Source organism: Secundilactobacillus malefermentans (genome assembly GCF_008033155.1).
Classification (GTDB): Bacteria; Bacillota; Bacilli; order Lactobacillales; family Lactobacillaceae; genus Secundilactobacillus; species Secundilactobacillus malefermentans.
Map to the genome: position 1 here is coordinate 1,247,603 of NZ_CP042371.1, position 26,102 is coordinate 1,273,704.

The 26,102-nt window shown below is 41.6% G+C and carries 29 protein-coding genes and 1 pseudogene; 18 read left to right on the forward strand and 12 right to left on the reverse strand.

Annotation, left to right across the window (positions count from 1 at the left end):
- Positions 1-53 precede the first annotated feature (53 nt).
- Together FGL90_RS06000 and FGL90_RS06005 are read left to right on the forward strand one after the other, a co-directional pair.
- Entirely contained in the window at positions 54-2,102 is a 2,049-nt protein-coding gene (locus tag FGL90_RS06000) for a CocE/NonD family hydrolase (protein WP_147657321.1), read from the forward strand.
- A 16-nt stretch (positions 2,103-2,118) separates the two neighbouring features.
- Positions 2,119-3,192: a M42 family metallopeptidase gene (locus FGL90_RS06005; protein ID WP_147657323.1), complete on the forward strand. Its 1,074-nt coding sequence runs from the start codon at positions 2,119-2,121 to the stop codon at positions 3,190-3,192.
- Positions 3,193-3,242: 50 nt separating this feature from the next.
- Here the strand turns inward: FGL90_RS06005 and FGL90_RS06010 are convergent, their stop codons facing one another.
- The 6 genes and pseudogenes from FGL90_RS06010 to FGL90_RS06035 form a co-directional block, all read right to left on the reverse strand.
- Positions 3,243-3,785 carry an Asp23/Gls24 family envelope stress response protein gene (locus tag FGL90_RS06010; RefSeq protein ID WP_147657325.1) on the reverse strand — a complete coding sequence of 181 codons (543 nt, stop codon included), beginning with the start codon at positions 3,783-3,785 and terminating at the stop codon, positions 3,243-3,245.
- An 18-nt stretch (positions 3,786-3,803) separates the two neighbouring features.
- The gene (locus FGL90_RS06015) at positions 3,804-4,223 is read right to left on the reverse strand and encodes an Asp23/Gls24 family envelope stress response protein (protein WP_404814655.1); all 420 of its coding nucleotides are present in this window, start codon (positions 4,221-4,223) and stop codon (positions 3,804-3,806) included.
- A gap of 11 nt (positions 4,224-4,234) precedes the next feature.
- Positions 4,235-4,414 carry a DUF2273 domain-containing protein gene (locus FGL90_RS06020; protein WP_147657327.1) on the reverse strand — a complete coding sequence of 60 codons (180 nt, stop codon included), beginning with the start codon at positions 4,412-4,414 and terminating at the stop codon, positions 4,235-4,237.
- A gap of 17 nt (positions 4,415-4,431) precedes the next feature.
- Positions 4,432-4,983: an alkaline shock response membrane anchor protein AmaP gene (gene amaP, locus FGL90_RS06025; protein ID WP_147657329.1), complete on the reverse strand. Its 552-nt coding sequence runs from the start codon at positions 4,981-4,983 to the stop codon at positions 4,432-4,434.
- A 13-nt stretch (positions 4,984-4,996) separates the two neighbouring features.
- Positions 4,997-5,254: a GlsB/YeaQ/YmgE family stress response membrane protein gene (locus tag FGL90_RS06030; protein ID WP_147657331.1), complete on the reverse strand. Its 258-nt coding sequence runs from the start codon at positions 5,252-5,254 to the stop codon at positions 4,997-4,999.
- A 154-nt stretch (positions 5,255-5,408) separates the two neighbouring features.
- Positions 5,409-6,308, reverse strand: a pseudogene (locus FGL90_RS06035) (MFS transporter); the annotation flags it as partial.
- A 138-nt stretch (positions 6,309-6,446) separates the two neighbouring features.
- Between FGL90_RS06035 and FGL90_RS06040 the strand changes: the two are divergent.
- The gene (locus FGL90_RS06040) at positions 6,447-7,499 is read left to right on the forward strand and encodes an IS30 family transposase (RefSeq protein ID WP_010620018.1); all 1,053 of its coding nucleotides are present in this window, start codon (positions 6,447-6,449) and stop codon (positions 7,497-7,499) included.
- A 250-nt stretch (positions 7,500-7,749) separates the two neighbouring features.
- Here the strand turns inward: FGL90_RS06040 and FGL90_RS06045 are convergent, their stop codons facing one another.
- On the reverse strand, positions 7,750-8,805 hold the full coding sequence (locus tag FGL90_RS06045; protein WP_147657335.1) for an aldose epimerase family protein: 1,056 nt from the start codon (positions 8,803-8,805) through the stop codon (positions 7,750-7,752).
- A 150-nt stretch (positions 8,806-8,955) separates the two neighbouring features.
- On the opposite strand from FGL90_RS06045, the gene FGL90_RS06050 reads away from it, so the two are divergent.
- The 9 genes from FGL90_RS06050 (at position 8,956) to FGL90_RS06090 (ending at position 17,972) form a co-directional block, all read left to right on the forward strand.
- The gene (locus FGL90_RS06050) at positions 8,956-10,032 is read left to right on the forward strand and encodes a GntR family transcriptional regulator (protein ID WP_147657337.1); all 1,077 of its coding nucleotides are present in this window, start codon (positions 8,956-8,958) and stop codon (positions 10,030-10,032) included.
- 376 nt (positions 10,033-10,408) lie between these two features.
- A complete protein-coding gene (locus FGL90_RS06055; protein ID WP_147657339.1) occupies positions 10,409-11,791 on the forward strand; it encodes a sugar porter family MFS transporter in 1,383 nt (460 codons plus the stop codon).
- Positions 11,792-11,825: 34 nt separating this feature from the next.
- Positions 11,826-13,439, forward strand: a complete 1,614-nt coding sequence (locus FGL90_RS06060; RefSeq protein WP_147657341.1) for a xylulokinase — start codon at positions 11,826-11,828, stop codon at positions 13,437-13,439.
- Complete coding sequence (locus FGL90_RS06065; RefSeq protein WP_147657343.1) at positions 13,439-14,167, forward strand: L-ribulose-5-phosphate 4-epimerase; 729 nt, start codon at positions 13,439-13,441, stop codon at positions 14,165-14,167. Before FGL90_RS06060 ends, FGL90_RS06065 begins: the two co-directional genes overlap by 1 nt.
- A gap of 96 nt (positions 14,168-14,263) precedes the next feature.
- A complete protein-coding gene (gene araA, locus FGL90_RS06070; protein ID WP_147657345.1) occupies positions 14,264-15,688 on the forward strand; it encodes an L-arabinose isomerase in 1,425 nt (474 codons plus the stop codon).
- A 77-nt stretch (positions 15,689-15,765) separates the two neighbouring features.
- On the forward strand, positions 15,766-16,329 hold the full coding sequence (locus FGL90_RS06075; RefSeq protein ID WP_010620265.1) for a sugar O-acetyltransferase: 564 nt from the start codon (positions 15,766-15,768) through the stop codon (positions 16,327-16,329).
- A 236-nt stretch (positions 16,330-16,565) separates the two neighbouring features.
- Complete coding sequence (locus FGL90_RS06080) at positions 16,566-16,976, forward strand: hypothetical protein (RefSeq protein ID WP_147657346.1); 411 nt, start codon at positions 16,566-16,568, stop codon at positions 16,974-16,976.
- 155 nt (positions 16,977-17,131) lie between these two features.
- On the forward strand, positions 17,132-17,503 hold the full coding sequence (locus tag FGL90_RS06085) for a pyridoxamine 5'-phosphate oxidase family protein (RefSeq protein ID WP_010620263.1): 372 nt from the start codon (positions 17,132-17,134) through the stop codon (positions 17,501-17,503).
- A 145-nt stretch (positions 17,504-17,648) separates the two neighbouring features.
- Positions 17,649-17,972, forward strand: coding sequence for a hypothetical protein (locus FGL90_RS06090; RefSeq protein ID WP_010620262.1), 324 nt, complete (start codon positions 17,649-17,651; stop codon positions 17,970-17,972).
- A gap of 56 nt (positions 17,973-18,028) precedes the next feature.
- Here the strand turns inward: FGL90_RS06090 and FGL90_RS06095 are convergent, their stop codons facing one another.
- The 4 genes from FGL90_RS06095 to FGL90_RS06105 form a co-directional block, all read right to left on the reverse strand.
- Entirely contained in the window at positions 18,029-18,994 is a 966-nt protein-coding gene (locus FGL90_RS06095; protein ID WP_225423028.1) for an FAD:protein FMN transferase, read from the reverse strand.
- Positions 18,987-19,691 carry an NADPH-dependent FMN reductase gene (locus tag FGL90_RS06100; RefSeq protein WP_147657350.1) on the reverse strand — a complete coding sequence of 235 codons (705 nt, stop codon included), beginning with the start codon at positions 19,689-19,691 and terminating at the stop codon, positions 18,987-18,989. Before FGL90_RS06100 ends, FGL90_RS06095 begins: the two co-directional genes overlap by 8 nt.
- A 140-nt stretch (positions 19,692-19,831) precedes the next feature.
- A complete protein-coding gene (locus FGL90_RS10570; protein WP_404814656.1) occupies positions 19,832-19,981 on the reverse strand; it encodes an SDR family oxidoreductase in 150 nt (49 codons plus the stop codon).
- Positions 19,978-20,565 carry an SDR family NAD(P)-dependent oxidoreductase gene (locus tag FGL90_RS06105; protein WP_263862579.1) on the reverse strand — a complete coding sequence of 196 codons (588 nt, stop codon included), beginning with the start codon at positions 20,563-20,565 and terminating at the stop codon, positions 19,978-19,980. The genes FGL90_RS10570 and FGL90_RS06105 overlap by 4 nt, the downstream gene beginning before the upstream one ends.
- A gap of 194 nt (positions 20,566-20,759) precedes the next feature.
- On the opposite strand from FGL90_RS06105, the gene FGL90_RS06110 reads away from it, so the two are divergent.
- The 5 genes from FGL90_RS06110 (at position 20,760) to FGL90_RS06130 (ending at position 24,558) form a co-directional block, all read left to right on the forward strand.
- Entirely contained in the window at positions 20,760-21,698 is a 939-nt protein-coding gene (locus FGL90_RS06110) for a serine hydrolase (protein ID WP_225423029.1), read from the forward strand.
- 82 nt (positions 21,699-21,780) lie between these two features.
- A complete protein-coding gene (locus tag FGL90_RS06115) occupies positions 21,781-22,374 on the forward strand; it encodes a hypothetical protein (protein WP_010620257.1) in 594 nt (197 codons plus the stop codon).
- Between the two features lie 22 nt (positions 22,375-22,396).
- Positions 22,397-22,621 (forward strand): hypothetical protein, encoded by a 225-nt coding sequence (locus tag FGL90_RS06120; RefSeq protein ID WP_010620256.1) that lies wholly within the window; start codon positions 22,397-22,399, stop codon positions 22,619-22,621.
- Between the two features lie 106 nt (positions 22,622-22,727).
- Positions 22,728-24,134 carry an MFS transporter gene (locus FGL90_RS06125; protein ID WP_010620255.1) on the forward strand — a complete coding sequence of 469 codons (1,407 nt, stop codon included), beginning with the start codon at positions 22,728-22,730 and terminating at the stop codon, positions 24,132-24,134.
- Entirely contained in the window at positions 24,121-24,558 is a 438-nt protein-coding gene (locus tag FGL90_RS06130) for a MarR family winged helix-turn-helix transcriptional regulator (protein ID WP_147657352.1), read from the forward strand. The genes FGL90_RS06125 and FGL90_RS06130 overlap by 14 nt, the downstream gene beginning before the upstream one ends.
- Before the next feature lie 400 nt (positions 24,559-24,958).
- On the opposite strand, the gene FGL90_RS06135 is transcribed toward FGL90_RS06130, so the two are convergent.
- Positions 24,959-25,222, reverse strand: a complete 264-nt coding sequence (locus FGL90_RS06135; RefSeq protein ID WP_010620253.1) for a type II toxin-antitoxin system HicB family antitoxin — start codon at positions 25,220-25,222, stop codon at positions 24,959-24,961.
- Positions 25,223-25,393: 171 nt separating this feature from the next.
- On the opposite strand from FGL90_RS06135, the gene FGL90_RS06140 reads away from it, so the two are divergent.
- Positions 25,394-26,053 carry a YdeI/OmpD-associated family protein gene (locus FGL90_RS06140; RefSeq protein ID WP_010620252.1) on the forward strand — a complete coding sequence of 220 codons (660 nt, stop codon included), beginning with the start codon at positions 25,394-25,396 and terminating at the stop codon, positions 26,051-26,053.
- Positions 26,054-26,102: the final 49 nt, after the last annotated feature.

Sequence of the window (26,102 nt, forward strand, 5' to 3'; positions counted from 1 at the left end):
ATTCACTTGGTTTAATTGAACTTTCTTCTTTAATCAGAAATGAGGGATTCTATTTGGCACGATATGATTTTTACCAAAGTGGTATTAAACAAGGAAGTTTTGATGTAACCGGCATTAATGTCACGTATGCTGCTGATTCTCAAGAGCCAGCTAAGGTTGATGATAAATTAAACATTCAGTTATCAGCGCAAATGAAAGTAAACCCAACGAAGCTTTTTAATGATTGGCAAGAAGAACTATTAAATGGGAACTTTAATCATCGCGACGCATTTACGACTGGCTGGGGCGCAATTTATGAACCGACTAGTCGGCCAGAAATATGGATCCAACGGGAAGCAAAACCTGCCGTTAATTTAGTTGTTAAGAACGAAACATTAGTAGGCTTTCAAATTTCGGTCCGTAACTTAACGACTATTTTGATTAGACCCGGATACGAGAAGTTAACTGTTTTAAAAAAATGGGATGAAGCTGGGATGTTATTAACGAAACCCCACCAATTAAGAAGACAGTTCACTGAATTTGTGGCAATGCGTGATGGAACCAAGCTAGCAACGGAAATATTCCTGCCAGATAACGCCACAGTTCCTTTGAGCACCGTTTTAGTTCGAACACCTTATGGCCGGGAACTCTTTTTCAAAGATGAATTTAGATTTGTCGAGCGGGGTTATGTATTGGTGGTGCAAGATACAAGAGGTCGTAATGACTCTGAAGGTGAATGGTTGCCAATGTATTACGAACGAGATGATGGACAAGACACAATCGAATGGATTGCAGAACAGTCTTGGTCGAATCAAAAGGTTGGGATGATTGGTGGATCATATGGCGGATACGTGCAGTGGGCGGCAGCTTCTTCAGGGACGCCATATCTAAAAGCGCTGGTTAGCATGGTCACGGCTGGTGGACCGTTCACTGATACAACGTATAAAAATGGTGCCCCACTTTCTGGTAGTTTGGCATGGTTCTTCTCTACTAGCGAAAGAAAATTTAAGCCAGAAAATATGATTCGAGATGATTGGGAAGAATTAATGAAGGTGCGCCCATTGTCTCAAATCCCAGTTAAAGGTCTGGGACACGAAATTAGTGGATTCTCAAAGTTCATGAATCACCATGCTTATGATGAGTTTTATGAGAATATGGACTGGAAAACTCGTAGCGATAAAATTACGGTACCGGCACTCATTCAAAGTGGCTGGTACGACGATAATGGTGTCGGAACAACTGAGGCAATTCGGGTTACGGATAAGTATCCGAAGGGGTTGCGTAAAATTATTCTTGGCCCTTGGCTTCATAGTGGCAACGCCCAATATGATTTAGGGCCTGTGCATTTAGGTGAAAAAGCATTACGACTGGATATTGATTTGCAACATTTCCGCTGGTTTGATCATTTTTTGAATGGGGTTGATAACCACATTGAGAAGGAAGCAGTTGTGGATTACTACATGCTAAATACGGATACGTGGAAACAGGCAGAGACATTTCCACCAAATAAGGAAGAAACTAAGTGGTGGTTAGATGCCAAAACGGCTGGATTCTCCAAGCGAAATCCTGAGAAAATTGCCAAGACCGAATATGATTATGATCCCGATAATCCGGCCCCGCATTTAATTGATGTATCAGCAAATGAGTTGGAGTTTCCGAATGACTATCGTGAAGTCGAAGCAAGAACTGACGTTGTCTCTTTTACGAGCCCGGCGTTTGATGAATCGATTAATATTACGGGATGGTTTAAGACTCAATTTTTTGCAAGTAGTTCTGCGGTGAATACCGACTGGGTCGCAAGGTTGACGGATGTGACGCCAGATGGGGAATCAATTAACATTGCTGACAATGTTGTCAACGCAACTTTCCATGATGACATTCGAAAGCCAGAACTATTGATCCCTGGAAAAGTGTATCAGTTTGAAGTGGAAACTCAGAAAACCTCGATTCAATTGCAGCCGGGGCATAAATTGCGACTGGATATTACCAGTAGTGCCAACAATCTTGTGTTCCCAAATAGTAATACAGCAGAAGGTCCGAATGGGGAAAAGACGGTAATTGCTCATCAGACAATTTATACAGGGGGTCAGTATCCATCAAAATTGATTTTTAATGAGGATTAAAAAGAGGCAGACTAATATGGATAAAAGCGAGACTATTGAATTAGTAAAAAAATTTTCTAACGCAAACGGGGCACCAGGTTTCGAAAACGAACCCGCAAAAATATTTGATGATTATTGCCAAAAATTTGGAGAGACATCAATTGATACGATGCAAAACGCATTTTGCAAATTTAATGGTAATACTGGTAACCGGCCACTAGTTCAAATTGATGCTCATGAGGATTCGGTTGGTTTTATTGTTCAAGCAATTCGACCAAGTGGGCTCATTAAATTTGTACCATTAGGGGGTGTTGTACCGACTAATATGCCCGCTAGCCGAGTTCGTGTACGAAATAAAAATGGTGACTATTTACCCGGAATTATTTCTACTAAGCCACCACACTTTATGACAGCAGCAGAAAAGGGTAAAGTCCCTGAAATTGCAGACATGTCAATTGATGTTGGAACGACAAGCCGTCAACAAACGATTGAAGAACTACAGATTGATACCGGCTGTCCAATTGTGATGGACGTGACCTGTCAGTACTATGAGTATAATGATATGTTTTTAGGAAAAGATTTTGATGACCGAATTGGTTGTGCAGCAGTTGTTAAAACCCTTGAAACGTTACAAAGAAAAAAGTTAGACGTTGATGTCATTGCAGCGCTTTCCGCACAAGAGGAAGTTGGCTTACGTGGGGCATATGTAACGGCTCGTAAAATTAATCCTGATGTTGGAATTGTGTTTGAGGGATGTCCTTGTGATGATACATTCGAACCGGACTGGTTAATACAAACTGGAATGGGACGTGGACCGATGCTACGTGATATGGATACGTCGTTTATTGCGAACCCGGCTTTTGAGGAGTTTAGTGATCAGGTTGCTACTAAATTGGGAATCCCGCATACGCGTTCGGTAAGAACGGGCGGGGGTGTCAATGGAGCAGCAATCACGTATTATAACGGGGTACCAACGATTGTGATCGGAATCCCAGTGCGATATGAGCACACTGAATATAATTGGATAAAATTATCAGATTTGGAAGATAGCGTCAAATTGGCAGTGGGCATCATTGAAGAATTAAATAAAGAAATCCTTGAGAGCTTTTAGCATAGAAAAAGGGAAATTCCTTCATCGGAATTTCCCTTTTCACATCCAATTTAATCGACCTCCACATGGCGGGGGTGACCTTCTAAATCAGGGGTTTCACGCCAGTTGTTCATTTGGCTTGAGTCGTTTGAACGTTGGTGACCAGATGGATGTTCGTCGCGGTGATGACGCTCTGACTTATCGCGATTCAGGGATGACTGTTCTTCTTTCCGTTGCTTTTCTTGCCACTCATCCTTAGTCATTAAATCAGAAACGGTCATCTTGAAGCTGCTAACTGTGATGTCAGTCATTTTGCCAATTTCCTTTTCGACCTCTTTGATGGTTTCTTGGAAAATTTTAGGTACATTCCGACCGTATTCAACAACAGCATGTAAATCCAGGGATGCCGTTTTGTCTTCGTCATCGAGTTCGACCTTGATGCCTTTGGTTTCATCTTTGCTATCGCGAAAACGATCCATAAGATTTTCCACAATATTGCCTTCAACTGATAACACTCCTTGTATGTTTGCCATTGTCTTACCAACGATTTTTGCGATGACTGATTCATCGTAGTTTAATTCTGTGTTTTCATTATGCATTTCAGTATTTTCCATTTAGTCACCAAATCCTTTCTAGTTAACGCGTTCTTTGGTTTCCTGCTTACCTTCGGCGGTTTTATTGGCCCACTCACGTTTGGTCATGATATCGGTTACATTTAGATTTAACTCAATCAATTCCAAGCCAGTCATCCGTTTGATGGCGTTGTAAACTTGCTGACAGAGTTTATCGAAAATGATGTGAGCGTCCGCACCGTACTCCAGGGTGGCTTCCATGTTCAACGCGACTTGCTTTTGACCAACCTCGGCATCGATTCCCTTTGTCGGGTCAGTCTCATCGCGAAATCGGTCGGCAATATTGCTCATTAAGCCGCCGTTCATGGCCAAAATGCCATCAATATCGTTTGAAATGTTACCGGCAATCTTTTTAATCACGTCATCATCAAATGAAAGCCGTCGTTTCGTAACGGTTGCTTGTTGATCCATCATAGGCATTCTCCTATTCTTTAGCGGTCGAGGATCTCAACCAGCCAGTTCTTTAACATCGGTAAACGTGATCGGTAACGGCCAATGAGGTACCTAATACCCGTCAAAAGCAAGACGAGCACCATGCTCCAAAAGCCAAGGGTGACCCAGATGACGCCACTGATCAGGCCAATAATGGCCCCAATTTGTGAAAATCTCATTCAAACACCTCAGTTCATTAGATGACGTTAGCGGTTTTCTGGTCGCGGCTCGCGGGTGTCAAAGCGACGTTGACCTTCTTAACGTCAACTCCTAGGCAATGTTCTAACGCAGCCTTGGCCGTTTTTTCAATTGCGCGGCTTTCACCAGCCCAATCGGTTTGAGGTTGAGTCATTGTTGCTTTGACTTTGGCAGTTGCGGCTTCTTGGGTCTTTCGAAGCTTAACGTTAACGGCCACCGTTGAGACAGAATGTTTTTCGAGGACAGCGTGTTTCACTGTCTTTTCGACAGCCTGTTTATTAATGGTGAGCTTGCCACGCTCTCCTCTAACCTGAAGTTGAGAGGTTGTCGACCGTTTGAAAGTGGCATAGAAGAGGAGGGCAATACAGATGAGTGCTGCCACGATTGAAAAGGTAACGCCAACCCAACTCAGCCAGGGTTGATCCGCCTGCCAACTAACCAATTGTGAAGTCCAACGATTGGTTGGCTCAACAAGCAGGGCAAACCAGATTGCCTGTAGGATTCCGATAATTGAAACGAGTGCCAGACCCAATTTTAATATTGGACACAAATGGCTTCACTCCTTACTTGTTTTTGCGGGTAGCGCCCATGATGAACGATACAATGAGGACCAAGATGATGGCACCAACAATCGAAGGGAAAATGGCCATCCCAGCAACGTTTGGTCCCCAAGTACCCAGCAGCATTTCACCGAGCCACGACCCAATCAGACCAGCAATAATATTTCCAACCCAGCCCATTGGCATGTCACGACTCGTAATTGCACCCGCAATCACACCAATAATGGCACCGATGATAAGGACCCAGATTAAATGAAACATTGTCATCATTCCTTTCTGTGGATAATTATTATGGTTCTAAAATAAGCTTAACTTGAACGAGCATTGGAGTAAACTTATGTGCTTGATAATAAATATAAAGACAGTAAAAAAACAATCAACTTTGTAGAAGCCGATTGCTTTGTCATTTAAATTTTTAGTTAATTGCGTTATCAACTAAATTCTTTTGAAACTTGACTAATAAACAAATAATGCCGAGGACTAACGCAATGATGCCACTGACTGAGAAGACATTCAGCCCCATATTCTGAACTAAATTAGTCAAAGGATTGACGATGAAAGGACTGACGACACCACCGACAGAGTAAATGGCAACGTAGACACCTAACGCCATTGAAACACTGGTTTTCCCAACTGCAATAGAGATGAGGTAGGGAAATTGGCCCATCGCAATACTCATGGCTGCCCCAACTACGAAACTGCCGATAAATGCCAAAATTAATGAATGGCCAAAGCCAACAAGTAGGTAGGATAATCCGTATAAAATAAAGGAAAGGGCAATTGAAGAGTACTTGAATCGTTTGCCGAGAGCACCAACGATAAAGCCACAAAGCATACCACCAATTAGAGAAATGGTTGAAGTTAAGGCTGCCTGAGAGGTTGCACCAAGGTTTTCCTTAACAACAAAAAGTGAAATATTATTATTTAAAACGTTGTTCAGTAACATGGTGAAAAATGCCCAGATTGCACAGTAGAATACATACTTATTTAATTTAATTTTGCCAGTATCGCCGGCACTTTCTCCTCCGTTAACAGATTGTGGATGCATTGGAACGAGTGCAATAACAACAATTAAAACCAAGAAAGAAAAGATATAGATCCAATAGTTGCTGACCCAACTGCTGCTAGCGGCCAGTTGACCACCACCCATGATGAAAATGATTCCACCAATATTGGTAAAGGTTGTCGATAGGCCCATAGTCGACTGACGTTCGCTTTCGGGTGGCATTTGAGAAATCAAGACTTGGGAGAGGTTCGTACACATTCCTTGACCTAAACCGACTAAGCAAGAGCAAAGCAATAAGAAGATAAAACTTGCATGAAAGAGTAATCGCGCATTTTAGAATCAAGTTAGCCACTGTCTCAAAATTTTTTGGACAATAAAAAACATCAAGAACAGATATCCTGTATCATTGAAGTTCCTACACAAACAATGGAAGAGGATGTTGTCTTGATGCAGAAACAGGATAGCACACACCGCCAAAAAGGTCAGCACTTAACATCACTCGAGCGCGGAAAAGTGGCCGGATTCCGCCAAGCTGGGAAGTCCAATCGTTGGATTGCTGCTGAAATTGGCGTCTGCCCACAGACCATTAATAATGAAATCAAGCGAGGTACAGTAGATCAGGTCAAGAAGAGTAATGGCAAGCGCGTCTACCATCGACAATACCTACCAGAGGCTGCTCAGGCACGTTACGAGACTGCACGCTTGAGCTGCCATCGTCCTGACAAGTTCGCCAGTGTACAGGTCTTCTTAGCCTGGTACGTACAGCGAGCTAAGCAGGACAAATGGTCGCCGGATGCTTCAATCGGCTATGCCAAGCGACACAAGCTGTTTACTCCTGAAGAGCTTGTTTGTGCCTCGACTTTGTACCAGTACATTGACGACCAACGCCTAGAGATTCGAAATATCGACCTGTTGGAGAAGACTAAGCGGAAGACCTCTCACCAGCACCACACCAAGGCTAAGCGCCTGGCTGGCCGCAGTATCGAGGAACGGCCTAAGGTCGTTGAACGACGCAGGCAGTTCGGTCACTGGGAGATGGATACCATTGTCGGTAAACGCAATGGCAAGGAGAGCGTCATCTTGACTCTGATTGAGCGCAAGACCCGTTGCCAACTTCTCCGCTTGATCGAAGGACGAGATGCAGACTCTGTGAGCTATGCATTGCGTGGAATCAAGCGCGAATGGGGAGCTTGCATCAAGACCATCACAGCAGACAACGGACCCGAGTTCACCGCCTTAAATACTGCTTTTGCTGGGACGGAAACTGAGATCTTCTACGCCCATCCTTACACGTCCTGCGACCGTGGCACCAACGAGGCACATAACCGGATGATCCGCCAGGACTTCCCTAAGGGCATGTCCCTAGATGACATTAGCCCTAGTCAAGTGCAGGCCACGCAAGACCGCTTGAATCAGTTGCCTCGCAAACAACAGGGCTACTGCACACCCCAGCAAAACTTTGAGGCCGAAGCTCGGCGCGTTCGCCGCATGGCCCAGTAGTCTCTCTAGCGCCACAACTTCTATTTGATAACGGCCTGTTCTGGGATTGTCCTCAACGACTGGCTAACTTGTTCTTGCAATTTACGTTGAATAAAAATTATTAGTCTATTAAAAATACGTCATCCAAAGGGATGACGTATTTTTTGAATTTATAAAAGCTTAAAATATTGTAATTAAAGTAGGCGCTCAGAATTGGATTCTTACAATTCTGAACGCCTCTTTAGGATTTTCTCTGTAGAAACCAGTTAATTTAGTACTTTACACCATATCTTATTTGTCTTGTAACTTTTTGGCCCTCTGGTAAAGTGATATCGCCAAATCCAGTATGCTTAGTAGCGTCAGGTAGATTTTGAGCTTCTAGCGCAACTCCTTCATAAGGGATACCGACACCGTTTGAACGAACAAAATTCATGTGCTCTTGGGTAAATGAGTTTGCAGTGAAAACGACTAATCCGTTTCTGGCAGATTCAACTTCGACAGAACGGCCGCTTTCAGGATCTGAAAGGATGGCAATCAAGTCATTACGATCTGGATTAACCTTGAAAATATCATCAAAACCTTTTTCTGGGGTATCCATCATTCCGTCAATTGCATCACCTAACCGAGTGGCTTTTCTAAAGTCAAATGGGGTATCAGCGACTGGAATTAAACGACCCGTTGGAATCTTATTAGCATCAAAATCTAAGTGTTCATCCGACTTAATTGCTAGTGTGTGATCCTTAATGGTGTCAGTTGTACCTAAGTTAAAGTACGTGTGAATAGTTGGATTAAAGACTGTTGTTTTATTTGAACTAGCGGTGAAGGTAATAACGACCTTGTCATCCTCAGTTAATCCATAGTGAATTTCAGCATCCATATCACCAGGGTAGCCATCCTCTGAACTTAACTGACGATGGGTCAAACAGATTTCTGGAGCATCATTAACGGTGTTTATATGGCCTTCCCAAATTTGGGAATTAAATCCATTAGGGCCACCATGAAGGGTTGTTGATCCTTCATTAGTTGGTAAAGTATAGGTCTTACCATTTAATGGCATTTCCCCATTTCCAATTCGGCCACCTGTCCGTCCTAATGCTTGGCAAACATAGAAGGGGTTGTCCAAATAGTCACCACTATGTGCATAATTCAAAACAAGGTTGGCATGATTACCGTTATTATCGGGCACTAGAATCTCATACAGGGTGGCACCTAAGGTTAGTGCTGAAACAGTAACACCATGCTGATTAGTTAAACTTAATTTAAAAATTTGTTGACCTTTGTATTCGTCAAAGGGGGTAACAGTAGCTTTAATAGATGTATTTGTCATGAAATGAATCCTCCGTTTTCTAATTAAATTGGTAAAGCTTAAATAAATTTGCTAAACTAAATTTATTGGAACAAGTTCAAAAAAATGTACCAATAAATTTTGAAAGGGTAAGCTAATCCTTGATGGTGAGGCTTTTATCAGTAAATATATATGGAAAATAAATTTCAGCATGTAAAAGAAAAATTAAAAGAATCAATACTAGCGGGTCAGTATAAAGTTAATGATAAGCTACCAACCGAGTCAGAACTGATGGCACTATATAATGTCTCTCGTTATACGGTTCGTCGAGCAATTGGAGACCTTGAAAGTGAGCATTTTGTTTATAGGATTCAAGGTGGTGGAATGTTTGTTCAGGATTGGCACAAAGACTGGTCCAACGATAATGAAAGTAAGTTGATCGGTATTATCACAACACACTTAGCGAATTATATTTTTCCTGATATTATTTCTGGAATTGACCGAGTTTTATCAGAAAAGGGCTATTCACTATTGTTGAGTAATACTCATAACAATCATGAAAAAGAACGCAAAAGCTTAATTAGCATGCTTGATACTAAGGTTGCAGGACTGATTGTGGAGCCAACTCAAAGTGCCTTGGAAAATCCCAATATTGATCTTTACCGTGAAATTAAGGAAGATAAACTTCCTACCTTATTCATTAATGCCGAGTACCCTGAGTTTAGTTTTCCTTCAGTTACAACAAATGACGAAACAGCAGAAAATAGACTGGTTAATTATCTTTTTGAAATGGGCCATGAGAGTATCCTTGGCTTATTTCAAGTAGACGATATTCAGGGAGTTAATCGGATGAATGGATTTGTTCGTGCATATCAACAGTATCCTAATTTTTCCTATAAGAGCAATTTCATCATGTATCAATCGAGTGATGATATTAACCAGGTAATCAATCGGATTGACATGTTTTTAAATGAGAAAAGTTACCCAACTGCGATTGTTTGCTACAACGATCAATTAGCGATTCGTGTAATTGACTATTTGAAAGAAAAATCAATTGCAGTTCCAGCCGACGTTTCTGTTGTGGGCTTTGATAATTATCAAATGGTACAGTATATGAGTCCCAGTCTTACTACCATGAATCATGAAAAGGATAAGATGGGTGAAGAGGCTGGACGACTCATGATTGAAATGCTTGAAGGAAAGACCGTTGAGTCCGTTAGATATGATCCAGAGTTGATTAAAAGAAATTCGGTAGAAAAATTAAACTAAATTTGATGCGGACCATCTCTAGCAAGGGGTGGTCTATTTTTGTCAACAAAAGGAAAACGCTTTCTACAAATAGTTTAAGCTATTTATGGTAATAATTCAATTGCATTGTAAGTTATGTTATAAATCCTAATTATAAATATAACTAATTGCTATTCCCATCTCATGGGTAAAGTAACCGCTTTAATTTTTTTATTTTTTTGTACGTAGTCTAATCCGCGTCGGAATCGGCTTTTTGTTGTTTTATTCACAATAAATTTATTGAATAATTACTTTTCGTATTGATTTATTCGAATAAATAGGATAAACTCAATTTGTCGACAAAATGAAAACGCTTTATATTTATTTTCAGATAGTTAGTTTTAGGAGGGAATCATTAATGAATACGGAAAAGAAAATACCGAGTGGCTTCATTTACTTCTTTGGGTCATTTGGAGGAATCCTCTTTGGTTATGACATTGGTGTTATGACTGGAGCTTTACCATTCTTGCAACATGATTGGGCGCTTCAAAACAATGCAACAATTGTTGGCTGGATAACTTCAGCAGTTATGTTTGGTGCCATCTTTGGTGGGGCACTAGCAGGGCAACTAGCTGATAAGCTAGGCCGACGGAAAATGATTTTGATTTCTTCAATTATCTTCGCAATTGGATCATTGTTATCTTCCTTTGCACCACATGATGGTCAATATTACTTGATTATCGTTCGTATATTCTTGGGTCTTGCAGTCGGAGCTGCTTCAGCACTTGTTCCGGCCTACATGTCAGAAATGGCACCCGCAAACTTAAGAGGGCGTTTGACTGGTATTAACCAGACAATGATTGTTTCAGGCATGCTTCTATCCTACATAATGGATTACCTATTAAAGGGTCTTCCAGAACAGATTGCATGGCGTTCAATGTTGGGATTAGCAGCTGTCCCCGCCGTTATCCTATTCTTCGGTGTTCTACGTTTACCAGAATCCCCACGATTCTTAGTAAAGGCCGGAAAATTAGATGAAGCGCGAACTGTACTTAGCTACATTCGTAAAGATGCATCGACTATTGATGACGAAGTAAAGAGTATTCAAGAAACTGCTAAAGAAGAAGTTTCAGCAGCTAAGAAGTCATCATGGGCAACCCTATTCAATGGGAAATACCGTTATCTTGTTATTGCTGGTGTTGGTGTTGCAGCCTTTCAACAATTCCAAGGAGCAAATGCTATTTTCTACTACATCCCATTGATTGTTGAGAAAGCAACCGGAAATTCAGCAAGTTCAGCGCTTCTATGGCCAATCGTACAAGGTGTCCTTTTGGTAGTTGGCTCTCTCGTATTCTTATGGATCGCAGAGAAATTTAACCGCCGAACATTGTTAATGATTGGTGGCGGAGTAATGGGCCTATCCTTTATTTTACCAGCTATTATTAATTCATTGGTTCCAAATATGAACCCAATGATGATCGTCGTATTCTTAAGTATCTATGTTGCATTTTATTCCTTTACTTGGGCACCACTTACTTGGGTGTTAGTCGGAGAAGTATTCCCATTAGCAATTCGAGGACGTGCATCAGGTTTAGCTTCATCATTTAACTGGATTGGTTCTTTCTTAGTTGGACTACTTTTCCCAGTTATGACAGCTTCAATGTCACAAGAAGCTGTGTTTGCAATCTTCGGAGTCATTTGTATTCTTGGTGTTATCTTCGTTAAAACTTGTGTACCAGAAACACGTGGCCGTACACTCGAAGAAATTGAAGAGCAAGGTACTAAAGGTCGTAAAGAATAATATTTGAATTTGAATTAATTAGGAGGTTCATGAAATGAACTTAGTCGAAACCTCTCAAGCTATCGATGCCGGTGAAGTTTCACTCGGTATTGAGCTTGGATCTACAACAATTAAAGCCGTGCTTGTAACCGATGATTTTAACGTCATCGCTTCCGGCAGTTATGTTTGGGAAAACCAATTCAAGGATGGCGTTTGGACCTATTCAATTGAACAGGTTTGGGCGGGTATCCAAGCTAGTTACGCTCAGTTGGCTGTAGAAGTACAAAGTAAGTATCATAAGGCAATAACTAACATTGGTTCCATTGGAGTTAGTGCCATGATGCATGGTTACTTAGCATTTTCAAAGGATAATCAATTACTTGTACCTTTCAGAACTTGGCGTAATAACATTACTGAACAAGCTTCTGACAAACTGACAGATTTATTTGACTTCAACATTCCTCAACGTTATACGATTGCTCATTTATACCAAGCAATTTTAAATAATGAAGAACATGTTAGTCAAATTGACTTTGTCACAACGCTTGCTGGTTATGTTCACTGGCAACTATCTGGTGAAAAGGTTCTTGGCGTAGGTGACGCGTCCGGTGTGTTCCCAATTGAGGAGCAAACAGGAACTTACGATGAAAATCGTTTAAACATCTTTAGTCGTCTTGATGAAGTTAAAAAATATCCATGGAACATCAAAGATATTTTGCCAGGTGTTCTACCTGCTGGTAAGAGTGCTGGTAGTTTAACGGATGCTGGTGCAAAACTTTTGGACCCAGCTGGCAACCTGCAAAAGGGAAGCTTGATGGCACCACCAGAGGGGGATGCCGGAACTGGAATGGTCGGTACCAACAGTGTTCGTAAGCTGACTGGTAACATTTCAGTTGGGACATCAGCCTTCTCCATGGTTGTTTTGGACAAGCCGTTAAAGGCTGTTCATCGCGATATTGATATTGTTACAACTCCAGATGGTTCGCCAGTTGCAATGGTTCACGTCAATAACTGTTCATCAGATATTAACGCTTGGGTTTCATTGTTTGGACAATTTGCTGCACGTTTGGGACTTGATTTGAAGGCGGATCGTTTGTACGAAACGTTATTCTTGGAAGCAACCCGCTCAGATCCAGATGCTGGCGGATTGGTTAACTACAGTTACCTATCAGGTGAAAACATAACCAAGATGGATGCTGGTCGACCATTGTTTGTCCGTACACCAAACAGTAACTTTAACTTACCAAACTTCATGGCAACTCAGTTGTACGCTGCATTTGCACCTTTAAAAATTGGGATGGATATCCTAACTAATGAAGAGCACATTACACCTGATGTATTGATTGCTCAGGGTGGCTTGTTTAGAACCCAAGTAGTTGGTCAACAAGTTTTGGCTAACGCCTTAAATACACCAATTACGCTGATGAGTAATGCCGGCGAGGGTGGTCCTTGGGGTATGGCAGTTCTTGCCAACTATGCAAAACGTGGAAATGACAAGAGCCTAGCTGATTTCTTGGATGAAGATGTCTTCTCAAATCCTGAGACAATGACTCTAAGCCCCGAACCAGAAGGGGTTAAAGGATACCAGAAGTTCATTGAAAATTATGAAGCTGGTCTTCCAATTGAATCAAAGGCAATTGAAACCATTGAAGAAAGAGAGAAAAAGTAATGCTAGAGAAATTAAAGCAAGAGGTATATGACGCCAACATGCGACTTCCTAAGTTGGATTTAGTCACATTCACTTGGGGCAATGTTTCCGGAATTGACCGAGAAAAAGGCTTATTCGTTATCAAGCCATCTGGTGTCGATTACGATGATTTGAAGCCTGAGGACATGGTTGTTGTTAATTTGAAAGGTGAAGTCGTTGAAGGCGAAATGAACCCATCAAGTGACACACCAACTCATACCGTTTTGTACAACGCCTTTCCAAACATTGGTGGAATCGTTCACACTCACTCACCATGGGCCGTTTCATTTGCCGCAGCCAAAATGGATGTGCCAGCCATGAATACCACTCATGCTGATACGTTCTTCGGTGATGTTCCAGCTGCTGATGCATTGACTAAGGAAGAAATCGAAGCCGATTACGAAGGCAACACTGGTAAAACCATTGTCAAAACCTTCAAGGAACGCGGTTTAGATTACGAAGCTGTTCCAGCTGCTTTGGTCAGTCAACATGGCCCATTTGCATGGGGACCAACACCAGACAAGGCCGTTTACAACGCAAAAGTGCTTGAGGTTGTGGCTGGTGAAGATTACCACACGATGCAGTTGACTCGTGCCAACCGTGAGTTGCCACAGTACTTGCTCGATAAGCATTACTATCGTAAGCATGGTAGCAACGCGTACTATGGTCAGGCAAATGCCAAGTCAAAGGATCATGCAAAAAGAGAATAAATTGTGACGAGCAACGTATTCTCGAAAGCACTCGATAGGTTCATTTAATTAAGGTAACAAGTTTCTTAAAAATATTTCAAAAAAGGGGTACTCATAATGTTAAAAGTTGCAGATTACAAATTTTGGTTTGTTACAGGTAGCCAATTCTTATATGGTGACGATCAATTAAAGTCAGTTGAAAACGATGCACGCGATATCGTTGAAAAGTTAAACGCAAGCGGTAAATTACCATACCCAATCGAATTTAAGGGTGTAATGACAACTGCTGATGGCATTACTAAGTTCATGAAGGAAGCCAACTACGACGACTCTGTTGCCGGTGTTATGACTTGGATGCACACCTTCTCACCAGCTAAAAACTGGATCCGTGGTTCAAAATTACTACAAAAACCACTTCTTCATTTAGCAACTCAATACTTGAACAACATTCCATATGACACCATTGACTTTGACTACATGAACTTAAACCAAAGTGCTCATGGTGACCGTGAATATGGTTACATCAATGCTCGTCTTGGCCTTCACAACAAGATTGTTTACGGCTACTGGGGCGATGATGAAACCCAAGAAGAAATTGCTCGTTGGGAAGACGTTGCCGTTACTTATAACGAAAGCTTTAAACTTAAGGTTTGCCGTTTTGGCGATACCATGAGAAACGTTGCCGTTACTGAAGGTGACAAAGTTGAAGCCCAAATCGACCTTGGCTGGACCGTTGACTACTACGGTATTGGCGACTTAGTTCAAGTTATCAACGCTGTTAGCGATGCCGATGTTGAAAAAGAATACAAAGATTTAACTAGCAAGTACGAAATGGTTCAAGGCGATAACGATGCCGACAAGTACGAAAAGTCAGTTCGTTACCAATTGAAGCAATACGTTGGAATCAAGAAGTTCTTGGATGACGGTGGATACAGTGCCTTCACAACCAACTTCGAAGACCTTTGGGGTATGGAACAATTACCTGGTTTAGCTGCTCAATTATTAATGCGTGACGGCTATGGCTTCGGTGCTGAAGGTGACTGGAAGACAGCTGCTCTTGGCCGTTTGATGAAGATCATGACTCATAATGAAGGAACTGCCTTCATGGAAGATTACACCCTTGACTTACGTAAAGGTCATGAAGCAATCCTTGGTTCACATATGTTGGAAGTCGATCCTTCAATCGCTAGTGACAAGCCTCGTGTTGAAGTTCACCCATTGGATATTGGTGGTAAGGACGATCCTGCACGTTTGGTATTCTCTGGTTCTGAAGGCGAAGCAGTTGACGTGACGGTTTCTGATTTCCGTGATGGCTTCAAGTTCATCAGCTACCCAGTTGATGCACACAAGGCTGAAGCAGAAACACCAAACCTTCCAGTTGCTAAGCAAATGTGGACACCAAAGGTTGGCCTTAAAGAAGGCGCTACTGCCTGGATCCAAAATGGTGGTGGTCACCATACTGTCTTCTCATTTGTTGCAACCGAAGAACAAATTGATGATTTAGCAACTCTATTCGATGTTAAGTCTATCGAAATCAAATAATCACAAAAAATTGTACTAGAAAGGTCCGTATCCTGAGAGGTACGGATCTTTTTTTAGTCAGAAAGGGTTAAATTAAAATGAAGACTGAAAAAGAAAAAATGTTATCTGGAGAATTGTATAAGGTTTACGATGAGGAACTCACACGCGAACGAGCATACGCAAGGGACCAAGTTGAAGCCTTTAACAAGTTGGGTGAATCGGATCCCGAGGCAAGTACCAAGATTCTTAGAAACTTATTTGGTGCATCTGGAGAAGAATGTTTTATACACCCAAGCTTCCGATGTGACTTTGGTTATAATATTTATGTAGGTGAAGATTTTTTCGCAAATTATGACTGTGTCATGCTAGATATTGCGCCAATTCATATTGGTAAGCACTGTTTAATTGGTCCAAAAGTTCAAATTTATTCAGTTAATCATCCACTTGATCCTAAGCAACGTCGACATGGAGAAATGGGAATTGGCAAGCCGGTGACCTTAGGCGAAGACCTTTGGATCGGCGGTGGCTCAATTATTTGTCCTGGGGTTACGCTCGGAAACAATGTCATTGTTGGTGCAGGTAGCGTTGTGACAAAGTCGTTTGGCGATGATGTCGTGATTGCCGGCAACCCTGCTAGAGTCATTAGAGAAAACAAGCGCTAAACTGAAAGCTTCCCCAGAAAAGGGGGAGCTTTTTTGATTGGATAAATCTAATCGTTACCATAAAATATTTCCGAGCTAAGTAGTTGTTTAAATAAAAAAATGGGTGTACTCTATCATCAATAAAACAGGGAGGTAATAATTATGGGAATGAAATATTGTTAAATTATTTACCGGTAAGTGTAAGCGATTTCGTATGAATGTAGGCACATGATGGTTATTTTAGGGAGGTAATTATTATGAAGTTTAATAAAATTACAGTTGCACTTGCATCACTTGGAATGGTTTTACCACTCGCAGCAGCCACACCATTAGCAGTTACGACCGCTAGTGCGGCTGAAAAAGTCGAAAAACCTGCAAAGACAGTGAAGTTTACGTTGACCAAGAGCTCAATCTACAAAAAAGTAAAAATCGTTCACACTAAGGATAAAGTACCCGTTTTGTACAAGGCCGCTATTGGTGCTGACAGACCAACATTTAACATCAAGGCAAAGGGACGCCTTCAGGCTGGTCATACGTACTATGTTTCACGAAAAGTAACCGCAAAATCAGTGAAGACAGGTAAAGTAAACAGCTTTAGCTATGTACGTAACGAAGGCTGGGTATACTCAAAATACCTAACCGCTGGAATCTTCAAACAAGCAGACTAATTAAATCAAAGCTCGAATAAGTGAGTTTAAGGGGGACCGTGATGTTGACGGTTCCTTTTTGTTTGTCCACTTTTAAAATTTGTGAATGATTTATTGTGATTTATTTATATAAAAACGTTATAATCTACTTAATGAACAACAAAGGAGATATCATCATGGACCCTAAATTTGTCGAAGTTATGAAGTACGAAGGACCCGCTACAATTGTGACCGTTAATGGGCACCCAGCAAGCGTTGTTAATACTTGGATGTCATACATCAAGGTTAACCAGGCAGGTAATTATTTGTTGATTCCGGCTGCCGGGATGCGTAGTATTGAACACGATTTTGAGAAGGACAACCACGTTACCTTGACGATGGGAACCAAAGAGGTCGAAGGGACAGTCGGACCAGGTGCCGGCTACCACGTTCATGGTACTGGTGAATTCTTTGAATCAGGCGCTGAATTCGATGAAATGAAGGAAACATTCCCATGGATTCGTAAGGTGCTAAAGGTTAAAATTGACGATATTGAACAAAAAATCTAAATGTAAGATTATCGTGGCCGACTTCAAAATGAGGTTGGCTTTTTTAAGCACCATTTTTGAATCTTACCCCAGGCCCGTGTTACGTTAATAATTGTAAACAGTTCTGATATTGAATGATCTAATTCACTGAATGGAGGACGACAATTTGACACAAGAAAATGGATTGCGATTTACAACCACGCCTGAGGTTCCGACAAAAGTGGTGGAGGCGCTAAGCATCGCCCAACAAGATGACCGTGCGGGTGGTCGCCTAAAAGCGTTTGCCTGTTTGGGTAGCGAACAATTGGGCGACAACGGAGATATGAATTACTGGCTGCTTTGCAAAGCCACCGTTATTTCGCCAAATGAATCCGGCAACAAAATGGTCACGGTTCTGCTCAACGTTCCGGCAAATGATGAACGTGGAATTAAACCGGAGATTAGCGCAATGGATGAAGTCCACGTGCCATCGGTTCCGGCAACTGAATAGAGTCATAAAAAAACACCTCCCAAATTTAATTTGAGAGGTGTTTTAATTTTGAAAATTTAAAGAACCGTAAAGTCATCATTGAACAAATGGAAGCTACCTTCCGGCAATCCAACAATCTGAATCTCTTTATCCTTTGTGATAAAAATGGCGCCATAAACGTTATCGGCAGTTTCCATCCAATTTGGAATGGGGCCGCCAGCAAAGAATAAGCGAGTGGTTTCAATTTCACCCACAACGGAATCCTTTGAAAAAACGGTGACGCTGGCCAAATTATTTTGCCGTGGATAGCCAGTTTGCGAGTCCAAAATATGGTGGTATGACTTGCCATCAACGTCCAAATGGCGCTCGTAAATGCCACTGGTCACAGCTGAACACGCTTCAATTTGAATGGCAGCAATGTTGTCGCCCCGTTCGGCAAATGGGTTTTGAACCCCAATTCGCCAATCGCCGTCTAAATGTTTGGGGGAACTGCCCATAATGAGGACGTTTCCGCCTAAGTTGATCATACCAGCACGAACGCCGGCAGATCGCCATAAATCACGGATTCGGTCAGCAATGTAGCCCTTCGCAATTCCGCCAAGGTCAAGCTCCATACCCGTTTTTTTCAAAAAGATGGTCTGATCTTGATCATCTAATTCAATGTCTGTGGGGTCGATCACCTTCAAATGGTCTTTGATGCTTGCATCATCTGGAACGTGAGCATCAGAAAAGCCAATGTCCCATAGTTTGACAAGGGGACCAATACTAGCGTTGAACCCGTCATGTTGAAGGCTCGTTTTAACCGCTAATTTTGTTAGAGCAAAGGTTGATGACGAAACGGCCACTGGGGTTTGTCCCGCGGCATCATTAACTGACATCAGTTCAGACTTGGTACGGTTGATTGTTAACCGATCTTCGTAGCCGGAAATAAGGTCATTTGCTTTGTCTAAAAGTGTCGGACTCTGGGTTCCAAAGATGGTTAAATCAATTTTAGTTCCTAAGCCATAGTAGGTTCGGTGTTGTGCCTCAGTTGCCTTAGTCATGGAGATTTTCATCTGGATTCGAGGCACCAGTATCGGTGTCAGTTTTTTCTTCATCTTCAATGGTTGTGTGATCGCGCATTGCTTTGAAGATGTTAGGATCAATTTGCGTGCTACCCGTTGAAATGTCGACTGATTCGTCGTCATTGCGAGCGGCGCTGAAGTTGATAGCATTAATGTATTCGACAAAGTTTCCGAAACATTGGTCGAGCCAACTTGCGGTTTTAGCGTCCCGTAGATTTTCTTGGGCATCAAATGCATCGTGCGCATGGCCTAAGAGAAATTGGTTTCCTGGTAAAACGTAGGCGTTAATTCCTGGTGAATTTAAAATATGTTTCAAATTACTTTGAGAGTTAACGGTTCCCATGTTCCCTAGTGAGACACCGACAACCATAATTGGTTTTTTAGTAAATGGGTGAACACTCCAAGATAGCCACTCTAGCAATGATTTTAAAGCGGCAGGAACCGCGTGATTATACTCTGGTGCCCCAATAATGACACCATCTGCATCATCAATTTGTTTGGCAATTTGGGTGATTGCTTCTGGAACTTCGGGAGCATCTTCACAAAAAATTGGTAAGTTGCTGACTTCACAAAGTTCGATTTCAGCTTTGTCTGAGAAATGGTGCTTCATATAGGTCAAAAGCTTCCGGTTAAACGATAACTTAGCGTTGGTACCAACAATAGCAATAAGTTTCATGGTATCCCTCTTTTCAATTGTATAAGTAATCACAATTATTATAGACTATAACGGCGTCAAAGATAAGAAATATCGTCCTTAAAATAAAAAAACATTCCATTAGTTAATATAATAATGGAATGTTTTGGGGATGAAACTGATTATTGTGCTAAGAAACCGCCGTCCACAACGAACATGCCACCCGTCGCATAACTAGCTTCATCTGAAGCTAAATATAGGACAAGATTGGCAATATCTTCAGGCTTTCCCATCTTTTTCTTTGGGATGTTTTTGAGAACCATTTTTTTCATGTCTTCGGGGATGATTCCGGTATCAACCCACCCTGGATGAACCGAATTAACGGCGATAGGATAGCTCTTTGGGCAACCTCCAAGGCAGCGGTTCTGGTAATTTCAGTGACAGCCGCTTTTGAAGCAGAGTATGCGGCAGCAAGGGGGAATCCGGTATCACCAATTGCGGAAGCGACGTTAACGATTGCGCCGCCGTCCTTACCCATTGATTTAATGGCGGTTTTCATGCCAAGCATCGTTCCCGTTAAATTAATATTGATGACCCGGTTCCAATCTTCAAGCGGAAAATCTTCTATATAAACGGGTGCGTTTGCAATTCCAGCGTTATTGACTAAAACCGATACTTTTCCAAACTGTTTGGCTGTGAAATCAAAGATCTCTTGCCAATTTGATCCAGAGGTGACATCTAATTTAAAGAAGGTGGCTGAAGATCCGAGGTCAGCCGCAGCTTGTTGACCGGCAGCTTCGTTGACGTCTGCTAAAACGACTTTGGCATCTTCCTCTATAAACCGCTTCGCATATGCAAGTCCAAGGCCGCCAGCACCACCCGTAATAATCGCAATTTTTCCATTTAATCGTTTCATTATTATTGCCTCCTGTATTGACTGACAGGCATCACCTTTTACGCCGATAGTGTAGCACCAAAGTAGTGAAATAACTAACGAACAGAATTCTTAAAATGACTTCAAAATTTAATCCTCATTTAGTTAAATAGAGCTAAAATTGTATTGTTATAAGTAATTTCTAATTTAATTTGACGATGAAATGGCGGATGATTATGAACGGACAACAAAGAAGCTTACGAGGTAGAATCAGGCTATTGGCTGCATATGCAGTACTTGGCCTATTTGTGCTATTGATTGTTCATTTGGTCTGGGGAGCCAAGGATACAAAGTCGGACTCCATCGACAAGCAAGCAACGGAAAAGGTTGCAACTCAAGCGAATCAGGTTAGCACCAAGCAACGAAAAATCAAGTCTGAGCTTTCAAAGTACCTTGCCAAGGTGACAAAGGATAAAACGGTTAGCGTCAGCTTCTATAATTTAGGCGCAACGAAGGGCAGCACTCCGGCTAAAAGCAAGAACGCGGCAGTCTACAAGGCGGGGAGCTTAGCAACGGAATCGAATTCCCGGACAAAAGAAATCTCTGCAAGTACATATAAGCTTTTCATTAGTGCCTATTTGATGCATTTGAAACAACAGGGAAATTACAGCTGGACAACGGCCAACGAGAATGGCTTCTACCAAATGATTGTGAATAGTAGCAACACCTACCCAGAATCTATTTTAACGACGTACGGCGATACGACGGTGGACCAATTTATAAAGAGTCAGGGTTGGTATTCACCAGTTTTCCAAATTAATGAAATTTCTGCTACTAATAGTCATAGCTTGATGCTATTATTAAAGGATATGGCGCAGTATAAGGGCGCTTTTTCTAATAAAAGTGACACGACTAAAATTTTAGCTTTAATGAACAAACAAATTTATCGAACAGGAATCCCAACCGGTGCTAAAGCAGCGAAAAAGGGAACCAAGGTTGCCGATAAGGTTGGTTGGCTAAATGACACCAATAATGATGCTGGAATTGTGACGTTACCTAACGGGCAGCGTTACGTTTTGGTAATCATGACGCACGGTCACGGTCAATCAGGATTTAGTGGGTTCCCCAAGATTGTCAAAATCACTAAAAAAGTGCAAGAAATCGTCTACGAATAGGTCGTTTGAACGTCCGTGAACAAAGCAGCCTATTTTGTTTGCTAAAATAAATTAATATCTTATAATACAGTTGGGATGTGGGGTGAAAATTTTGGCAAACTACGTGAAAATAAATGGTGAAGTAAAGTCTGAATTAATCATTCCAGCTGACTTTGTGCTTGTTTCTTCAGAAACACACGAACGAGATGGAGAACAGGTCAAGGTTGAGCGGTATCAAAAGAATCAAGAAATTATCCCAAACAACGCCCACGTAACCGTGATATTCGGTGCAGATGGGCGATTAATCAGTTATGATAACCTTGTTGCAGATCCCACGCTAGAACTTCCTTCAAAAAATGGTTTGGAAGTTGTTGGAACTAGAATTTGGATGAATCTAGACTTGGATTACGCAGCAGAATTACATTTTATGCGAATTGAAACTCAGCAACGATCTTATTTGGATGATGATGGAAACCGTCAGTCTTTTGACGTCCAATGGGTTAAATATACCCACGATAACGGGACGTACAACTGGGTAACAATTGGCCCCGGAAATCAAATTTTGGAAGTTGAACGTGAGGCACAGTGGGATTACCTCGAGTCTCGTCGAACAACTGAAGCATGGAATTCCGATGACTGGGTATTAGCTCGAGAAGGCAAAGGGCCTCAGCTAGAAGCACCAAACGCACTGGCCTAATTACGAAAGTCGAAGGTGAGCAATGAGTAATCTTGACTATCAAAAAATTAGCGATCAATTGGATCAGTTACGAGATTATTTGCGTGTGCTTGAAGAGGTTGACTTCGTTGCGGCAGCAGCCAACGGAACTAGTTCGGGTGGCTTAACAATGAATGAAGTAAATGATGATATGATTGAAACGGCTCAAGCCATTAAGATGCTAGAAAAGTTACTAGCGGAAAATGCTGAGCAAGATGAATTGAAGTAATGAGACGGAGACAGGCCAAATTGGTCTGCCTCCTTTTTTGAATTCTAAGAAATATTTATTTGCTTAGGCAAACAAAACGGACTATGATATCACAGGGGTGGCTAATATGCTTTCACGAATTAGACGTTGGTCGATTTTATCCGTGCTAGGGTTATTCTTTTTTATGGTGATTGTCGATGGAAGCATCGTTGCCATTGCAATTCCAAAAGTGGCCCAGAGTTTGTCGATTTCAACTGGGGCAACCACCCTGATTATTTCAATCTATTTAATTACAATTTGTGCGACGTTACTGCTGTTTGGTCAGTTTGGGGATCAATACGGACGAATCAAGATTTTTAAAATCGGGACCTTCGTTTTCCTATTGGGCTCATTTTTGGCAGGTGCTGGTCAGATGCTCAACCTCGTTTTGTTGGGGCGGCTCATTCAGGGAATTGGCGCCAGCATGACAATGGCCAATAGCTATGCGATTGTGACGGATATTTTTCCATCAAAGGAATTAGGGCGAGCCTTTGGAATTGAAAGTATTTTCATTTCATTGGGTGCGTTGGCTGGACCAGGTTTAGGCGGCTTGATTTTAGCCCAATTACCTTGGGGGTACATTTTCTGGATTAACCTGCCAATTGGGCTTATTTGCCTAGTGGTTGAGTTAGCCATATTTCCTAAAGATGAAAGCAAAGTGAAACAGAAAATAGACTGGTATGGTGCACTAACCTTGATGCTGGCAGCCATTTCTCTTTACTTGGTTACGGCAACCTTAAGTAGCAATATTCCACTCACCATTTTATTTTTAGGTGGCTTTCTAGCATTTGGTTGGTGGTTTATAAAAATAGAGCAAAAAGTTGACCCACCACTTTTGAATTTGGCTATTTTTCGAACCCAACTATTTACGAAGAGAATTATCACGGCATTTTTAACCTTTATTGTGTCGTATTTTTTCATGATTTTAGCGCCATTATATTTACAACTGGCCTTAAATTACTCGGTTCAATTTAGTGGAATTTTACTGATGGTGGCGCCAATCACGTCGATTATCGTTTCCCCAATTGCCGGTTACATTTCGGATCATTATGATCAACGAGTCGAAATGACGGTTGGACTTGTCATCTTAATTGTCTCGCAGTTTGTCTTAATTTTATTGAGTGGCAAATTCGAGCCAATGTTCTTTATTTCGGTTTCAGTGATAATGGCAATTGGAACCGCTGTATTTGGCACACCCAATAGTGTGATCGTGATGCAGTCGGTGCCAAAGGAGCTGCGGGGGATGGCGGGTTCCACCAATTCGCTCATGAGAGAATTTGGATTAGTATTGGGGACGACGATTTCAACGGCGCTCTTTTACCAAATCATGTCGCTAATGAGTCATAAAGAAGTTCATACCGCAAGTGGTGCTTCCAAACGAGTGCTTTTGATTTCACAGCGCTGGACGTATGGCGTGGCATTTTTAATATTATTGTTAGCAATATTTTATTTGATAGTGATGATTCGAAAGGGAGGTACACATGAAGAAAGATGAAGTAGATACGTTTATTAAGTCAATCGACACGGTTTCACATAAGATTGATCTTTACGTCAGTGACCAGCTCAAGGATTTAGGATTAACACCAAGTACCTATTTTGTCATCCTTAAAATCGGAGCTTACGGGGAATTAACGCAGGAACAATTATTTCAGATGCTCTCGATTAATCCCAGCAACGTCACAAGACGATTAAATCGGTTGATTGAGGTTGGCTATGTATCAAAAAAGCAATCAACAGATGACAAGCGCCGGCGACTCGTTAAGCTGACGGAGGTTGGCCAGCAAAAGTTTGATGAACTCTACAAACGAATGCCCAAGTTAAATGATACAGTGACGCAGGTATTTGATGAGGATGAAAAGGAAATTCTTGCCAAATTGATGACTAAAATGGAAGCCAATATGGATGAATTGTTGAAATAATTTAAATTATAGTTGCTTAAGCAAATAAATGCGTTATAATAAAGTTGTAAAGAGAGGTAGGGGACTTCAACTTACAATACTTGAAGCTTTGGTGTAGGGACCAAAACAAAAGTAATCGGGTTTTAATAGGGATAAACAGTTAAGTCATTCGGTCGTTTGCATAACTAAACTAATTGTAAGAGTAGAAAATAGCAATTGTGTGGTAGCAACTTGTCAGGGCATAGTTCAGAGGGATTGGGCTAAGAGATATTCGCGACCGAAGGATTAATCTGTTAATTTGAAAATACGTATCGTAAAAATAGACCAGTCATAAAACTTAGAAATAAGTTTTACGACTGGTCTATTTAATCGTTACTGAAAGATTAATTCTGCCAACTGCTTGCTGACAGTCATTTATAAATTAAGCGACATGCGTTAGGTCTACACTGATAAGAATCGTCAAGGAGCCATCCGGGCCAAATTGGTTTTTTGGTGGATCACTTGGAAGAGGTAAATTAGGTCGGTCTAGTAAGGCCGAGCCGAGCGTATCAACCGCCAGGGAAAATGCATCGCTAAGGCAAGGTGCCGTTGCGAATGCCCCTGGAATATCAGGAAAGCTAATCAGAAAATGATCATTTTCAAGCGGTGTTAAAACAGCTGGATAACTGACCATATCGTTTTGCATGTGCAACCGTCCCTTCACGTAACGTTGAGTGACTTCGTCTTTACAGCTCAATCATATAGGAAGATGAGGAAAAGGGCAAGAATGTGTCTTGGAAAAGGGGATTTCATTGCATTTGAAAAAGAAACTTGCGATAATTCACACAAAAGTAGGTCGATTCGAGGAGGATTTAAAATGGGAATAATCAGTGAAAAACTAAAATTGGCAAAGTATGACCACATTGTGATTCTGAACATGCCAGCTGATGTGGCGCCGCTATTTTCTGAGATTCAGTATCAGACAAAGATGGTGGATGGGGCGGATTTTGTGCTGGACTTTGTCGTCGATTTACCCGACATGCGTCGTAAAATAACTGCGCTCAACAAGGCCCATCAACTAACGGAAAAAGGATATTTCTTTGTTGCCTATCCCAAGGTTCAGAGTAAACAGTATTCTGGAATTAAGCGGGATGACATCTTTCCATTTTTGCACGTGAACGAAGCAACGGGGCAAATTGGAGAGACACAGTTGAAGTTCTCGAGAATGCTGAAGCTAGACGATGATTTTACGATGATTGGGATGCAGTGGCTGACGGCCAAACCGCGCAAACAAGGTGCGATTAGCCAACGAGTCGCTGATTATCAGGATCGAGTTCCTGAACTGGAAGCTAAATTAGAAAGCCGGCCAGCAATTTTAACCCAATTTCAACAACTCACCCCAGGCTATCAAAGGGAATGGGCTAGGTACATTTTTGCGACAAAAGCGACTAAAATCGCAGAAAGCCACTTTGATAAGATGATTGAAGTGTTAGCGGCAGGTTACCCATCCATCTCATTGTATCGAATGAAAAAATAATGCATGAGTTTTCTTAAAGTAAACCGATTCACTGAAAATAAGGGGCTAT

What these genes read in the sequence shown, in the direction of transcription:
- FGL90_RS06005 (WP_147657323.1), top strand. Translation starts at nt 2,119, where the DNA reads ATGGATAAAAGCGAGACTATTGAATTAGTAAAAAAATTTTCTAACGCA.
- FGL90_RS06010 (WP_147657325.1), bottom strand. Translation starts at nt 3,785, where the DNA reads ATGGAAAATACTGAAATGCATAATGAAAACACAGAATTAAACTACGAT.
- FGL90_RS06015 (WP_404814655.1), bottom strand. Translation starts at nt 4,223, where the DNA reads ATGCCTATGATGGATCAACAAGCAACCGTTACGAAACGACGGCTTTCA.
- FGL90_RS06020 (WP_147657327.1), bottom strand. Translation starts at nt 4,414, where the DNA reads ATGAGATTTTCACAAATTGGGGCCATTATTGGCCTGATCAGTGGCGTC.
- FGL90_RS06030 (WP_147657331.1), bottom strand. Translation starts at nt 5,254, where the DNA reads ATGTTTCATTTAATCTGGGTCCTTATCATCGGTGCCATTATTGGTGTG.
- FGL90_RS06040 (WP_010620018.1), top strand. Translation starts at nt 6,447, where the DNA reads ATGCAGAAACAGGATAGCACACACCGCCAAAAAGGTCAGCACTTAACA.
- FGL90_RS06045 (WP_147657335.1), bottom strand. Translation starts at nt 8,805, where the DNA reads ATGACAAATACATCTATTAAAGCTACTGTTACCCCCTTTGACGAATAC.
- FGL90_RS06050 (WP_147657337.1), top strand. Translation starts at nt 8,956, where the DNA reads ATGGAAAATAAATTTCAGCATGTAAAAGAAAAATTAAAAGAATCAATA.
- FGL90_RS06055 (WP_147657339.1), top strand. Translation starts at nt 10,409, where the DNA reads ATGAATACGGAAAAGAAAATACCGAGTGGCTTCATTTACTTCTTTGGG.
- FGL90_RS06060 (WP_147657341.1), top strand. Translation starts at nt 11,826, where the DNA reads ATGAACTTAGTCGAAACCTCTCAAGCTATCGATGCCGGTGAAGTTTCA.
- FGL90_RS06065 (WP_147657343.1), top strand. Translation starts at nt 13,439, where the DNA reads ATGCTAGAGAAATTAAAGCAAGAGGTATATGACGCCAACATGCGACTT.
- araA (WP_147657345.1), top strand. Translation starts at nt 14,264, where the DNA reads ATGTTAAAAGTTGCAGATTACAAATTTTGGTTTGTTACAGGTAGCCAA.
- FGL90_RS06075 (WP_010620265.1), top strand. Translation starts at nt 15,766, where the DNA reads ATGAAGACTGAAAAAGAAAAAATGTTATCTGGAGAATTGTATAAGGTT.
- FGL90_RS06080 (WP_147657346.1), top strand. Translation starts at nt 16,566, where the DNA reads ATGAAGTTTAATAAAATTACAGTTGCACTTGCATCACTTGGAATGGTT.
- FGL90_RS06085 (WP_010620263.1), top strand. Translation starts at nt 17,132, where the DNA reads ATGGACCCTAAATTTGTCGAAGTTATGAAGTACGAAGGACCCGCTACA.
- FGL90_RS06095 (WP_225423028.1), bottom strand. Translation starts at nt 18,994, where the DNA reads ATGACTAAGGCAACTGAGGCACAACACCGAACCTACTATGGCTTAGGA.
- FGL90_RS06100 (WP_147657350.1), bottom strand. Translation starts at nt 19,691, where the DNA reads ATGAAACTTATTGCTATTGTTGGTACCAACGCTAAGTTATCGTTTAAC.
- FGL90_RS10570 (WP_404814656.1), bottom strand. Translation starts at nt 19,981, where the DNA reads ATGAAAAAAATGGTTCTCAAAAACATCCCAAAGAAAAAGATGGGAAAG.
- FGL90_RS06105 (WP_263862579.1), bottom strand. Translation starts at nt 20,565, where the DNA reads ATGAAACGATTAAATGGAAAAATTGCGATTATTACGGGTGGTGCTGGC.
- FGL90_RS06110 (WP_225423029.1), top strand. Translation starts at nt 20,760, where the DNA reads ATGAACGGACAACAAAGAAGCTTACGAGGTAGAATCAGGCTATTGGCT.
- FGL90_RS06120 (WP_010620256.1), top strand. Translation starts at nt 22,397, where the DNA reads ATGAGTAATCTTGACTATCAAAAAATTAGCGATCAATTGGATCAGTTA.
- FGL90_RS06125 (WP_010620255.1), top strand. Translation starts at nt 22,728, where the DNA reads ATGCTTTCACGAATTAGACGTTGGTCGATTTTATCCGTGCTAGGGTTA.
- FGL90_RS06130 (WP_147657352.1), top strand. Translation starts at nt 24,121, where the DNA reads ATGAAGAAAGATGAAGTAGATACGTTTATTAAGTCAATCGACACGGTT.
- FGL90_RS06135 (WP_010620253.1), bottom strand. Translation starts at nt 25,222, where the DNA reads ATGCAAAACGATATGGTCAGTTATCCAGCTGTTTTAACACCGCTTGAA.
- FGL90_RS06140 (WP_010620252.1), top strand. Translation starts at nt 25,394, where the DNA reads ATGGGAATAATCAGTGAAAAACTAAAATTGGCAAAGTATGACCACATT.